The sequence below is a fragment of the Mammaliicoccus sp. G-M28 genome (assembly GCF_022386595.1).
Classification (GTDB): domain Bacteria; phylum Bacillota; class Bacilli; order Staphylococcales; family Staphylococcaceae; genus Mammaliicoccus; species Mammaliicoccus fleurettii.
The window spans coordinates 1-14,540 of the sequence record NZ_JAJNIF010000025.1; the positions used below are offsets into that span (position 1 = coordinate 1).

Here is a 14,540-nt window from a genome sequence, read left to right on the forward strand (position 1 = left end):
TATATATTAACACCTTATTAAAAAAAATAAAATCATAAGGTCTATTTTAGTATGCCATTTTTTAATACTAGTACTTGACTAATCGTAGGAAGAGGCTGGGACAAATTATTGTCTCAGCCTCTTATCATTAGATTCGCATTAGTTAACCGGATGGGATTTCTGACTTACTTCTGCATTTACATTTTATTCGAAATAATTATGTTTTTTTAGGAACTTTTCTGCAATAATAGCTGGTTCTTCTTTTTCACCATCAGCTTTAAAATTCAGTTCTTGCATTTTTTTCGTAGAAACTTTATCAAGTAATTTTTCGATTGATTTTTTAGATTTCGGGTTTTCTTTTAAATATTCATTTGTTGCTAATGGACTTGCATCGTAAGGTGGGAAGAAATGACGATCATCTTCTAAAGTCACTAAATCATAGGCAGCAATTCTTCCGTCTGTCGTATAACCAAGTGCTGCATCGATACTCTTATTCTTCAATGCATCATATACGAGTCCAATTTGCATTGATCTTATATGTTCAAATTCAAATCCATAAGCTTTTGTAAATGCTGGATAGCCGTCACCTTTACGCTTTATCCAAGTCGCGTCACTTGCAACTCTTAGTTCATCTTTATGTTTTTCTAAATCTGATACCTTTTTCAAATTATATTTTTTAGCTGTTTCTTTTGTTACAGTAAAAGCAAAAGTATTTTCAAATCCATATGAATCAAAAAATGTTTGGTCAAATTTATTTTGAAAACCTGTCTTAACTGCTTTTTCAGCTTTTTTAGTATTTGTAATAGGATCTGAATCAAGCGCACCTACTAAATCAGTACCTGTATATCTTGTAGCAGATATTTGAGCATCATCATTTAAAATTGCATTATGTTCAATGGCTGCAGAGCCAAGATTATTTACAATAACCGGTTTAACTTCCCCATTTGTATCATGTTCAATTTGTAGTCGAATCATATGTGCCATAATTTGAGATTCGCTTGTCGCAAGCGCAGTTATTTTAACACTGTCAGCTGATGCTCCGCCTAAACCCGGCAATGAACACCCACTTAATAATAATGTACAAATCATAATTAAAGTAAATTTGTGAAGTTTAATAACGTTCTCCTCCATAAGTTATATATCTATAGTATTTACTATTTATATTAACACAAATAGCTAATTCTGTTTTTCTAGTCTATATGAACGGCAGTCTACACGGTGTCTAGAATGATATTGTTTAGTTTATATTCAATATGACAACTGCTATAATGTGTATGAGATAAAATAAATCATTAAACATTTAGATGCACGGAGGATAAATGAATGGACGACTCACTAAGAAGTAAAAGAAAGAATGAACATATTCAATTAGCTTTAGATACTTATCAATATGCAGGTACTGATTTTGATAAAGTACAGTTAATTCATCAATCCATTCCTTCAATAAATAAAAATCAAATCGACTTATCTGTACAATTCCCTCACTTCACTTTCAAATATCCTATTTATATCAATGCGATGACAGGTGGAAGTGAAAGAGCAGCAACAATAAATAAGGAATTAGCACAAATTGCGAAAGCATGTGATATTCCAATGGCAGTCGGTTCTACACATTCAGCTTTAAAAGATTCTAATGCTGAATCTAGCTTCACAGTTGTACGAGATGAGAATCCTGATGGCCTAATTTTTAGTAACGTTGGAGCAGATATCGAATACGCTAAAGCAAAAAAATCAATTGAATTATTAAATGCAGATGCCTTACAAATTCATGTTAACGCACCACAAGAATTAATTATGCCTGAAGGTGATACTCAATTTGAAAATTGGTTAACAAACATTCAAGAAATCCAAGAAAACATTGATATACCCGTCATTATTAAAGAAGTAGGCTTTGGTATGAGCGCCGAAACAATTAAAAAGGTAAAAGATATAGGAATTCAATATGTTGATATAAGCGGTAGAGGTGGAACTAACTTTGCAGATATTGAGAACCAAAGAAGACCATTAAAAGACATGGCCTTCTTAAATCAATGGGGACAAAGTACAGTACAAAGTTTACTAGAAGCTAAATTATTAAACACAGATATCCATGTACTAGCAAGTGGCGGTGTTAAGAACCCATTAGATGCTATAAAATCATTAGTATTAGGTGCAGAAGCAGTCGGCCTATCTGGATACGTACTTAAATATCTAGATGAGTATGGAGTAGAAGATACAATAGAACATATGAAACAATTTATAGAACAAATGCACGTAATAGCAAACTTGTTGAATGCATCTAAAGTATCAGATTTAAGATCAGTCGGTTATGTATTGTCACCAGATTTACAAACATATCTAGAACAACGCTCAAAAGTAATATAATTTCAAAAAACGTAGCAGCTTTTTCTAAATCAGGAAAAGCTGCTTTTCATTTGTGAAATGTCTTAGATTAATTGTGGAATTAATCTACAACTTAGCCCAACTCTTCGATTAACTACTGAATTAATCTACAACTTTAGCCATCTCTTAGATTAACTACCGAGTTAATCTACAACTTTCTCCATCTCTTCGATTAACTCTCTATTTAATCAAAGTCTTCCAATATATCATAATTTTACTCAGCTTTTCTCCTCTTATATTTATGTATTTATCCTATACACCCCCACTATCTCCTGTATATAAGACTTTTTTACGATATAATATTCATTTTCAATGTAAGATATAAAGTGATAATATTAAATATATATCTTAATCGTATCTTTAAAGTGCACGCTCGCTTTTTTATAGAGTATAAATTGAAGGAGAGTTGAATATGACTAATCAAGATATTCCATCTTTATATTACACAGAAGCCTCGAAAAGTGCTGTTCCGCTTCTTGAGAGTGAACAACATATACAAACTGTTACTGCCGACCCTTGGCTAAAAATTTCTGACGAAGGTATTCAATTAGAAGGCTTGTGTTTTGATAGAGATCATAATCTTTTTTTATGTGAAGTATTTGGCGGAACCATTTTTAGAGTAGACTTACCTGAGAAAAAAGTGAATACTGTATTCAAATCTGAGAAAACAAACCCAGCTTCTGTTAAAATACATAAGGATGGAAGCTTATATTTGTCTTACTTAGGTGATTTCAAAAATTCTGGTGGTGTTATATCCACTGATTCGAACGGTCATAATCCTCAAAGTATTGTTTCAGACATTGATACTGAATATTGTATTGATGATTTAGTATTTGATAGTAAAGGTGGTTTCTATTTCACTGATTTTAGAGGTTACTCTACTAACCCTCTTGGCGGTGTTTATTATGTTTCACCAGATCATCAAACGATTACACCTATCATTCAAAACATGGCTGTAGCAAATGGCATTGCATTAAGTACAGATGAACGTATCCTTTGGGTTACTGAAACAAACGCCAATAGATTACATCGTATTTCTTTAGAAGAAGATGGTGTTACGATTGAACCATTTGGCGCATCAATTCCTTATCATTTTACTGGTCATGAAGGTCCGGATTCTTGTTGTATAGACAGTGATGACAACCTTTATGTCGCTATGTACGGTCAAGGAAGAGTTCTTGTATTCAACAAAAATGGTTACCCTATTGGACAAATATTAATGCCAGGTCGAGATCAAGGTCACATGTTAAGATCTACACATCCTGCGTTTATCCCAGGTACAAATCAATTAATCATTTGTGCTAACGATATAGAACGTGGTGGCGATTCTTGGTTATTTACAGCAAAAGGCTTCGCAAAAGGACATAATAGTTATCAATTTCATTAAAAGTGTAATTTATATGCATTAATTAGTTAAAGTTTTTGAATATATGGTGACAGAGCTTTATAATAATATAGTGTTGTTTAACAAAAATAAAATAGGAAATATTAAAGGTGATTGAAAATATGGCACAAATAGGATACGGGGAAGCAAATGGTAAAGTCATTTTAATAGGAGAGCATGCTGTTACTTTTGGACAACCAGCAATAGCAATTCCATTTACAACAGGTAAAGTGAAGGTAACAATTAAGTCTCTTAGTAAAGATGACGCTTCATACATTAATAGCGATGTATATGAAGGTCCGTTACAACAAGCGCCTGAGCATATAAAAGCTGTTACGACTCGCTTTGTCGAAAAACATCATATAGAAGACTCTATAAATGTTACTTTTGAAACGAATCTTCCCCCTTCAAGAGGATTAGGTTCCAGTGCTGCTATGGCTATCGCCTTTGTAAGAGCAAGTTATGATTATATAAATAAGCCCCTTACCGACGAATTATTAATAGAAGAAGCGAATTGGGCAGAACAAATCGCTCACGGCAAACCGAGTGGCATCGATACTCAAACAATTGTTTCTAATAAACCTGTATGGTTCCATCAAGGAAAAGTAACAACTTTAAATCCTTTAGCATTAAAAGGATATATGGTTGTAATAGACACTGGTGTTAGAGGCTCTACAAAGAAAGCAGTAGAAGATGTCCATAACTTATGTGATCATAATGAGCAATATATGCGATTCATCGAACATATTGGCAATCTCGTATATGAAGCAAACGAAGCAATTGAACGTCATGATTTCAACCAATTAGCACATGTGTTTGAGCTAGCTCAAGATAATTTACGTAAGCTTACTGTCAGTCATGATAATATCGAAGCATTACTTGAAATAAGCAAAACACAAGGAGCAACTGCTGGCAAACTCACTGGCGGTGGTCGTGGCGGTAGTATGATTGTACTCGCACAAAACCTTGAAATAGCTGAAAAAGTGGCAACAAGTGCTGAAAAATTCGGTGCACATCATACTTGGATTGAAAACTTAGGAGGTTAACGAGATTGAATATTAGTGGCAAAGCCCGTGCACATACAAATATTGCTTTAATTAAATATTGGGGAAAAGCCAATGAGGACTTAATCATTCCCATGAATAATAGTTTATCCGTTACACTAGATAAATTTTATACAGAAACTAAAGTAACATTTAGTCCTGATTATAAAAAAGATACTTTAATATTAAATGGACAAGAAGTTAGCGAAGAACAATCTAAGAAAATTTATCGTTTTATGGATATCGTTAGAGAACGTAGTCAATCATCACTACACGCACACATCGAAAGCGTCAATTATGTACCTACTGCTGCTGGTCTTGCATCTTCTGCAAGTGCATATGCAGCCTTAGCAGCTGCTTGTAATGAAGCGTTAGATTTAAACATGTCAGATAAAGATTTATCTAGATTAGCACGAAGAGGTTCCGGTTCTGCTTCAAGAAGTATTTTCGGCGGATTTGCTGAATGGGAAAAAGGATTCGATGATGAAACATCATATGCACATTCAATAGAATCAGATGGTTGGGAAGACGATTTATCTATGATATTTGTCGTTATTAATAACCAATCTAAAAAAGTCTCTAGCCGTTCAGGTATGTCTCACACACGCGATACATCTCGATTCTATCAATATTGGTTAGATCATGTAGATGAAGATATTGCATCTGTAAAGCAAGCAATTAAACAGAAAGACTTCAAACATTTAGGTGAAGTCATAGAAGAAAATGGATTACGTATGCATTCTACAAACTTAGGTGCACAACCACCTTTTTCTTACTTAGTTCCTGAAAGTTATGAAGTTATGGAAATTGTCCACAAATGTAGAAAAGCTGGATATCCATGCTATTTCACAATGGATGCTGGACCAAATGTTAAAATTTTAGTTGAAAAGAACAACCAACAATATATAATAGACGCTTTACTTGAATCTTTTAATGAAGAACAAGTTATTGCGAGTGACATTACTCACACAGGTATTGAAATTATGGAATAAGGAAGAGATAAAATGATTCAAGTCAAAGCACCAGGAAAGCTGTATATCGCTGGAGAATATGCAGTTACAGAACCTGGATATAAATCTGTATTAATCGCAGTTGACCGATTTGTGACGGCAACTATTGAGGATACTCATTCAACTTCAGGATTTATCCATTCTAAGACTTTACATCATGAACCGATTACTTTTAAAAGAGAACAAGATAAAATAATCATTTCTGATACAGATGCAGCAGATCAACTTAAATATATTACACAAGCTATTGAAGTGTTTGAACAGTTTGCTAAAAGCTCAAACGTCACTTTAAGACATTACAATCTTACAATAGATAGTAATCTTGATGATTCATCAGGACATAAATATGGATTGGGTTCTAGCGCAGCAGTATTAGTATCCGTTATAAAAGCGTTGAATGAATTTTACAATATGCAATTATCCAACTTGTACATCTATAAACTAGCCGTTATCGCAAACATGAAATTACAAAGTTTGAGCTCATGCGGTGATATTGCTGTTAGTGTTTATACAGGTTGGTTAGTATATAGTACATTTGACCACGATTGGGTAAAACAACAAATCGAAGAAACATCTGTATTGGATGTTCTATTTAAAAACTGGCCAGGTTTACACATAGAACCACTTCAAGCACCAGAACATATGGAAGTACTAATCGGATGGACAGGTTCACCAGCCTCTTCACACCATTTAGTAAGTGAAGTTAAACGCTTGAAAGCCGACCCAACAATATATGGACAATTTCTTGACCAATCGCAAACATTTGTCGAACAACTTATAAAAGCTTTTAAAACAAATAATATTCAAGGCGTACAAGAAACAATTAGAAAAAATCGCACAGTCATCCAATATTTAGATTCATTCGCTACAATAGACATCGAAACACCACATTTAAAAAAATTATGTGAAATCGGCGAAAAATATGGCGGCGCAAGTAAAACATCTGGTGCAGGTGGCGGTGACTGTGGCATAACAATCGTTGAAAATGATAAAAACAAAAGAAAAATATTTGAAGAATGGTCTAAGAACAACATCAAACCACTCAATTTCAGCATTTATCACGGACAATAAAATATATCAAAAGAACCCCTTTGCTGAACGAATAAACACGTTGAGCAAAGGGGTTCTTTCGATATAGAATAAATTAATCTACATCTTCAACTAAAACTCATCTCTTCCTAATCAAAAACTAAGCACAGCCATCGGTTTATGACTGTGCTTTATTTATATTTATTCATTAATGTTTTTGGGATATGACAATAATCATTAGGAAATTTATCTAATCTGTCTTGATGTTCTTCTGCACTTTTTACATAATTCATCAACATCTTAACTTCTACTGCAATTTTTTCTGCATCGTATTGATTTTTAATAAATTGACGAGCAGATTCTAAATGTTCTGGTTGCTCACTATAAATGCCTGTTCTATATTTCAAACCTACATCTTCACCTTGTTTGTTCACACTATAAGGATCAATAATTTCAAATAAATAACTCATCATATCATCAACTGTTACAATTTCAGGATTAAAGTTAACCTTTACACATTCTGCATAGCCATCATACTCACCTTCAATTGTACTACTACTGCCATTTGCCCTACCTGCTTCAGTCTCTATTACACCTGGTAAAGTCTTCAAAAAAGCTTGCACTCCCCATAAACAACCACCAGCTACATATATTGTTTCCATCATAAACGCTCCTAAAAATAAGATACACTCATTATACAAGAAAGTAATATAAATACACTGAATTTCAATTGTTATGTTACAATACATTAACTCAATTTTTAAAATTTAGCTATTTCACAATAAATTGGAGAACGAGGTGTTATATGAAACTAGTAGCTTATGATGACGCATACTATGAAAAAATAGAAAACTTTCAAATCAATTCTTCACAATTAGAATTCACTAATGCACCACTTGATAACATAAGATTAGCAAAACAAAACCCTAATAGACATTGTATACTGGGATTATCCAACCAAAATGATTTAGTTGTATTCTACGTCTTACATGAAGATTGTGAGTTTACAAATTACTTTTCGACACCAGCAGAATCAACGATATTTATAAGATCTTTATCAACCGACGAACGTCACCTTAGAAAAGGTTATGCTAGGAAAAGTTTAGAACGCTTAGACGCATACTTAGTTGAACATATGTCACATATCAAACACATAGCTTTACTCGTAGACAAACCAAATCAAATTGCCTATCAATTATATACAAGCCTCGGCTTCAAAGACGTGAAAGTAGAAGTAGATAATGATGGGGATATTCAATTATTGATGGAAAAAAGCTTATAGTAAAGTAACTTATCTACTACCTACCTCCTAATCCTTAACTATTTCTTAACTAATATTAAATAACTTTTAACTGCCTCATTTTTATATTTTTTTATATTATAATCAACTCATCAAACGATTTGGAGATGATTATATGAATATTAAAAAGTTAATTCCTGTTACTTTAGCAACTGTTATTTTAGGTTTTGGGGCAGCTAATATTACTGAAGAGAATCATGCTGATGCGAGAACTCATTCTCAAAATGGACTCACTTTACATGATGATACTCGCTTACCATTCCATACCAATCAAAATTTAGCAGCACTTTTGAATAAGGATACAGATGCTTTAACTAAAAACCAACTTATTGATTATTTTAAAATGTTAGGTTTTAAAAATGTAGGGCAAGTTATACAAACTGCTGAAAAACAAAATTTAGATGTATCTGAATTTAATAAGTACAGAAATCACACAGGTTGGGAATAATAAAAAGCAGGGACAAGTACACGTCCCTGCTTTTTTAAATTCATGTCGAATTCCTATTTAAAGCCTTCTTTAAATGTTGCTTTATCTATTGATCCCGCATGTTCTAATTGACGATTTAATCTATCATTTATTACTGATTCATTATTATCAAGTTCTCTCAAGACCTCAACTAAATCATGATATTTTTCTAATGAAATTTGATTTTCTGTAGCAACATAATTTTCATTATGCAACGTTTCTTTATATCCTAATATTAATAATTGATAATCAAACGCTGCTTTAACTGCATCCAAAATTTCATTTCCTTTATTAATATCTAAATAAATATCGCATTTGTTATATAAAGAAATAATTTTATCTTTTGGAGCGTTCGGAAATAACGTTACATTATCGTTACTATTTAGTTTCGTTAATTTTTGTGACATTTCAGTTAAAGCTACAATATGAAATTGGTATTGAGGGAGACTATTAACTAAGTCTTCTAAATTAGGTATTTGATCAGAATTTGTTAATGTTAATACATTATGCGAATGTTGATTCTGACTCACAAAATCATATACATACCCTAATTCTAAAATTTGATTTTTATGCTCCTCATCTACTAATTCAATTAAATTGTTAAATTCATTTTTACTCGGTGCTATCACATGGCAGCCTCGCAATTTTTTAGAGAGCATCAATTTCATATTTCCTGGTAAATTACCGTTTGCTTTCTCTTGCCAAAACAAATAATCATTACCTTCAACCTTCAAGTCATGCAGCACAGCACATGGAATGGATAAAGAATTTATTAAGAAACTGTCCATAGGCATATTAGCTACTTTTAAGTAAAAAATAATAAATTGTACTTTTGAATGAAAAATATATTCTTTCTCTTGCCATTTTAAGATGATATCATTTGTTATAAAATTCTCTGTAATAATTTCTTGATTTTGATCATTGAACCAACGTTTGATGATTCTACGTTGATTATCATCTACAATTAATTGAGCATATTTTAGACCATTCTTATTATAGTAGTCTATTACTTGAGTTTTGCTATATTTATTTAGCCATTCTATGCGTTCAACAATTCTAAAGCCAAAATTATTTTTATAAATAATTCTTCCTTTAGTTTCACCCATATCCTTAATTTCTGCTGAGTTATTATTACCTTCTATTTCCCAAAATTGTGGAACATTAACTTGATTAAAAAACAATGCCTCTGATGATTGATTTTGATTACATGCAAAAAATTGATATGGTGTTAAAATATTTGAAGGTAAAAACCCATCTTCTTCAATCACAATTGTTACATTGTCCATATCAACATTTTTGAATGTTTTATAAAGAACTTTTGTTTTTGTATTGAATGATTCAAAAAGATTAATCATATAGCACCTCTTCAATTAAATTAAACCATCTTTGTCTTATTTTTTCTGTTTTAAAAGTTTCAGCAATCTCATAAGAATGACGATTATATGAAGCTTGATTATTTTTGAAAAATTGAATAATGGCATTAGCTAAATTATCTACAATTTGTTGTTCAGATTGTTCATTTGTATTTATAGGTATTAAGTATCCATTTTCATCATTACTTATAAAAGTTGTATTACCATAATCAACTTCAAAGCCAATCATTCCTAATCCTGAACCAATTGCCTCCATTAAAGTTAATCCAAACCCTTCGCTAGTTGAACCAGATAAAAACAACTCATATTCAGCATACACATCTTTTAAATCCACGTGTCCTAAAAGAGATATATAGTGACTTGCGTCATTTTCATTGATGATTTTTTGTAATGAATTTCTTTGACCACCTTCACCATAAATATCAAATTCAATCGATGATATAGTTTGTTTGGCAATAACGACTGCTTTAATCAACCAATCTATATGTTTCTCAGAAGCTAATCTCGAAGCCGTAATAATTGAATTAGGACGTCTACTCAATGGCCTAATAATGTTATCAATACTACCAACTGGTATTGTGTATATTACTGGAATAACATTGTAATATTTTCTGAATTGTCTCGTTAGCAAATCTTTTTGTCGGTCCGTTGCAGCGATATAAAAATTAATTTGCTTAGAATTTGAAAATACATATTCATAATGGTTATTCCATAAAATATGTTTATCTGATGTTGAATTTTCACTATAATGTTCCGCATGAATAACGATCCCCAACTTAGATTCACCTTTATTTTGAATTATAGATTGTGCAAATCCTTTGGAACGATCAACAATCACAATATCTTTGGAGGATAGTCTAAGTGACTCCATAAAATAGGCTACAAATTCTTGTTTAGAATATAAGATTTTATCCTTAAACATATATAATTCGCTACTATCATTAATATACTCATTATAAGCAATAGACCCATCTTCATTGTAAAATTGTCTCATATATATTTTCGCTCTGTTTTCATGAGGTGCATAATACTCTGAAAAAATTCTAGTATAAGAATAATAGTCTTTCCTAATTAATTTACCTCTAGATACAAATTCAGCTCTATCAACAAATGGCTGTCCTTGTTCCTTCAAATAACAAAGGACATACGTTTTATCTACATCATTAAAAAGTTTAATCGTCTTATTTTCTTCTACTTGGTGTGTTATCTCCATATCAAGTGTTTTAATCAAATCATTCACAGTATATGAAGTTGGTGCAATTTTAATGTCAGTAAAATATTGGTATAGCCAAATAATTTCATCATCAAAAAATCCTAAATGGCTCGTTAAAGACTGCAAATTTTCATGAGCAAAAAAATCTAAAAACACAAATTTAAAGCCTTCATTTTGTTTCCTTAACATATTTGCTCTATATAATTGTGCATACTCAACACCACTACTCGCCCAACCAATACCATAATTAATATTATAAATTGTCATAAAAAGCCCCTTCGTTACATATAAAAATCATTAAATAAACACTCTAAAAATACTAAACAACATAAAACTCACAATCATAAAAGTCCCTACAAACTTCAAAGATAAAAATTGTTTCTTCTCCTTGAGTTCCCCTTCAGATTCTTTAAATTGAAGTAACTCCTCTTCAATTTCCTTATTAATTTCTTCTATATCTTTATAGTTTCCCATAAACTATCCTTCTCCTTTTACATTTGTAATAATTATACACTTTTCACACATTTATCACAAAACAAGCTAAGAGAAAAACCCTTAGCTCATTTAAAAAATTCAATAAATCATGAAGACTCATTATCACGCTTGTTTTTGCGACGACTTCTAAATAAGAAAATTCCACCCATAGCAGCGAACATTCCACTCATTAAACCTGAGTTTTCTTTCACTTCACCTGTATCAGGTAATTTGTCATCACTAGCTTGTTTATCCTTTTCATCATTACCTATATGTTGATCATCAATTGAACTATATGAATCACTTACTTCAAGCGTGTTCTCTACATCACTATTCTGAGATAGCTCAGAATCACCCATAGATTCCGAAGTTTCTTGAGATTCACTTGCATTTAAAGACTCACTCTCATTTGGTGATACAGAAATACTTTCTGACTCACTAGAATTAATCATTTCAGATGTACTTAGCGATTCACTTAAAGACACTCTTATTTCCTCGGAAATGCTTGACGATTCAGATGCATTTATTGATTCGCTCTCGATTAGAGATATCGACTCACTTAATGACTCTGACGTGCTTAAGGATTCTGATGTACTTAATGACTCGCTTTCACTTATTGATTCGGGCTCACTTAAGGATTCCGATGTACTCAATGATTCGGATTCGCTTAATGACTCGCTGGTACTCAAAGATTCTGACTCACTAATAGACTCTGACGTACTTAACGATTCTGACTCACTAATTGACTCGGATGCACTCAGCGATGTCGACTCACTCAATGATTCCGACGTACTCATTGATTCGGATTCACTTAATGACTCGGACGTACTTAATGATTCCGCTGCACTTAATGACTCTGATGTACTCAATGATTCGGATTCACTCATTGACTCGGAGGTACTTAATGATTCTGATTCGCTTATTGATACTGACTCACTCAATGATTCTGACGCGCTCAATGATTCTGATGTACTTAATGATGTTGACTCACTCAAGGACTCGGACGTACTCAATGATTCTGATTCATTGATTGATTCAGATGTACTTAATGATGTTGACTCACTTAATGACTCTGACGTACTTAACGATTCTGATGTACTTGTTGATTCGGATTCACTCAACGACTCAGACGTACTCATTGATTCGGACGTACTCAATGACTCGCTGGTACTTAATGATTCACTCTCACTCAAGGACTCAGACGCACTCAACGATTCTGATTCGCTTAATGATTCAGATGTACTTAATGACTCACTTTCACTCATTGACTCGGACGTACTCAATGATTCGCTCAATGACTCTGATGTGCTTAATGATTCGGACTCACTCAAGGACTCGGAAGTACTCAACGATTCGGATTCGCTTATTGATTCAGACGTACTCAAAGATTCTGATTCACTTAATGACTCGGACTCACTTAATGATTCGGATTCGCTTATTGATTCAGACGTGCTCAAAGATTCTGATTCACTTAATGACTCGGATGTACTTAATGACTCACTTTCACTCATTGACTCGGACGTACTCAATGATTCGCTCTCACTCATTGACTCCGATGCACTTAACGATTCAGACTCACTCAATGACTCGGATGTACTCATTGATTCTGATTCACTCAATGACTCACTGGTACTCAACGATTCCGACTCACTTAATGATTCTGATGTACTCAACGATTCTGATTCGCTTATTGATTCAGATGTACTTATTGATGTTGACTCACTCAATGATTCTGACGTACTTGCTGACTCTGATGCACTTAATGATTCGGACTCGCTCAATGACTCGGATGTACTTAATGATTCTGACTCACTTAAGGATTCCGATGTACTCAATGATTCTGACGTGCTTAACGATTCGGATTCACTAATTGACTCAGACGCACTCAACGATTCTGACTCACTTAAGGACTCGGAAGTGCTCAACGATGTCGACTCACTCAATGACTCGGATGTACTCATTGATTCACTTTCACTAATAGACTCTGACGTGCTTAATGACTCGCTGGTACTCAACGATGTCGACTCGCTCAATGACTCTGACTCACTTATTGATCCCGACGTACTTAATGACTCTGACTCACTTATCGATTCGGACGTACTTAAAGATTCGCTTTCACTCAATGACTCGCTGGTACTTAATGATTCTGATTCACTGATTGATTCAGATGTACTTGATGATGTTGACTCACTTAATGACTCAGATGCACTTAATGATTCCGATTCACTCATTGATCCAGAAGTACTTAATGATTCTGATGTACTCATTGATTCTGACATGCTCAATGATTCGCTTTCGCTCAAGGACTCGGATGTACTCAACGATTCGTACTCACTTATAGACTCAGAAGTACTTAAAGATTCACTTTCACTTATAGACTCGGATGTACTTAGAGATTCGCTCTCACTTAATGATTCAGATGTACTTAATGATGTTGACTCACTCAACGACTCGGATTCGCTTAATGATACTGACTCGCTCAATGACTCAGATGTACTTATTGATTCACTCTCACTCATTGACTCGGATGTGCTTAATGATTCTGACTCACTCAATGACTCAGATGCACTATTAGACTCGGATGTACTTGTTGATTCGGATTCACTGATAGAATCGGACGTACTTAATGATTCGCTCTCACTCAATGACTCGGATGTACTCAATGATGTCGACTCACTCAATGACTCGGATGTACTCAATGATGTCGACTCACTCAATGACTCGGATGTACTCAATGATGTCGACTCACTCAATGATTCGGAGGTACTTAATAACTCGCTCTCACTCAATGACTCCGATGTACTTAAAGACTCACTTTCACTCAAGGACTCTGATGTACTTAAAGACTCACTTTCACTCAAGGACTCTGACGTACTCAACGATTCTG

General features: G+C 33.3%; 13 protein-coding genes and 1 pseudogene. 8 read left to right on the plus strand and 6 right to left on the minus strand.

Translation table 11 applies throughout. The features are described from left to right. Nucleotides 1-183 precede the first annotated feature (183 nt). Nucleotides 184-1,068, minus strand: a complete 885-nt coding sequence (locus LQ609_RS12255) for an osmoprotectant ABC transporter substrate-binding protein (protein ID WP_078357440.1) — start codon at nt 1,066-1,068, stop codon at nt 184-186. Nucleotides 1,069-1,302: 234 nt separating this feature from the next. Between LQ609_RS12255 and fni the strand changes: the two genes are divergently transcribed. The 5 genes from fni (at nt 1,303) to LQ609_RS12280 (ending at nt 6,869) form a co-directional block, all read left to right on the plus strand. Beyond that, nucleotides 1,303-2,343 (plus strand): type 2 isopentenyl-diphosphate Delta-isomerase, encoded by a 1,041-nt coding sequence (fni, locus tag LQ609_RS12260; RefSeq protein ID WP_078357441.1) that lies wholly within the window; start codon nt 1,303-1,305, stop codon nt 2,341-2,343. Between the two features lie 430 nt (nt 2,344-2,773). Then, nucleotides 2,774-3,748: an SMP-30/gluconolactonase/LRE family protein gene (locus tag LQ609_RS12265; protein ID WP_239734818.1), complete on the plus strand. Its 975-nt coding sequence runs from the start codon at nt 2,774-2,776 to the stop codon at nt 3,746-3,748. 119 nt (nt 3,749-3,867) lie between these two features. Further along, entirely contained in the window at nt 3,868-4,791 is a 924-nt protein-coding gene (mvk, locus tag LQ609_RS12270) for a mevalonate kinase (RefSeq protein ID WP_107509294.1), read from the plus strand. 5 nt (nt 4,792-4,796) lie between these two features. Beyond that, a complete protein-coding gene (gene mvaD, locus LQ609_RS12275) occupies nt 4,797-5,780 on the plus strand; it encodes a diphosphomevalonate decarboxylase (protein WP_208143491.1) in 984 nt (327 codons plus the stop codon). A gap of 12 nt (nt 5,781-5,792) precedes the next feature. Further along, nucleotides 5,793-6,869: a phosphomevalonate kinase gene (locus tag LQ609_RS12280; RefSeq protein WP_107509296.1), complete on the plus strand. Its 1,077-nt coding sequence runs from the start codon at nt 5,793-5,795 to the stop codon at nt 6,867-6,869. A gap of 149 nt (nt 6,870-7,018) precedes the next feature. Here LQ609_RS12280 and LQ609_RS12285 read toward each other — a convergent pair whose 3' ends face one another. After that, on the minus strand, nt 7,019-7,489 hold the full coding sequence (locus tag LQ609_RS12285) for a peptide-methionine (S)-S-oxide reductase (protein ID WP_239734819.1): 471 nt from the start codon (nt 7,487-7,489) through the stop codon (nt 7,019-7,021). Between the two features lie 143 nt (nt 7,490-7,632). Between LQ609_RS12285 and LQ609_RS12290 the strand changes: the two genes are divergently transcribed. Further along, entirely contained in the window at nt 7,633-8,109 is a 477-nt protein-coding gene (locus LQ609_RS12290; RefSeq protein WP_208143489.1) for a GNAT family N-acetyltransferase, read from the plus strand. Nucleotides 8,110-8,242: 133 nt separating this feature from the next. Next, the gene (gene spn, locus LQ609_RS12295; RefSeq protein ID WP_239734820.1) at nt 8,243-8,575 is read left to right on the plus strand and encodes an SPIN family peroxidase inhibitor; all 333 of its coding nucleotides are present in this window, start codon (nt 8,243-8,245) and stop codon (nt 8,573-8,575) included. A gap of 53 nt (nt 8,576-8,628) precedes the next feature. Here spn and gtfB read toward each other — a convergent pair whose 3' ends face one another. From gtfB to LQ609_RS12315, 4 genes are all read right to left on the minus strand, one after another. Next, nucleotides 8,629-9,948: an accessory Sec system glycosylation chaperone GtfB gene (gtfB, locus tag LQ609_RS12300; RefSeq protein ID WP_239734821.1), complete on the minus strand. Its 1,320-nt coding sequence runs from the start codon at nt 9,946-9,948 to the stop codon at nt 8,629-8,631. Beyond that, nucleotides 9,941-11,446 carry an accessory Sec system glycosyltransferase GtfA gene (gene gtfA, locus LQ609_RS12305; RefSeq protein WP_239734822.1) on the minus strand — a complete coding sequence of 502 codons (1,506 nt, stop codon included), beginning with the start codon at nt 11,444-11,446 and terminating at the stop codon, nt 9,941-9,943. The genes gtfB and gtfA overlap by 8 nt, the downstream gene beginning before the upstream one ends. A gap of 30 nt (nt 11,447-11,476) precedes the next feature. Further along, a complete protein-coding gene (locus LQ609_RS12310) occupies nt 11,477-11,653 on the minus strand; it encodes a hypothetical protein (protein ID WP_198931329.1) in 177 nt (58 codons plus the stop codon). Between the two features lie 107 nt (nt 11,654-11,760). Next, on the minus strand, nt 11,761-12,138 hold the full coding sequence (locus LQ609_RS12315) for an LPXTG cell wall anchor domain-containing protein (RefSeq protein WP_239734823.1): 378 nt from the start codon (nt 12,136-12,138) through the stop codon (nt 11,761-11,763). 16 nt (nt 12,139-12,154) lie between these two features. Here LQ609_RS12315 and LQ609_RS12715 point away from each other — a divergent pair. After that, a pseudogene (locus LQ609_RS12715) lies at nt 12,155-14,540 on the plus strand (lp_1303a family serine-rich repeat glycoprotein adhesin); the annotation flags it as partial.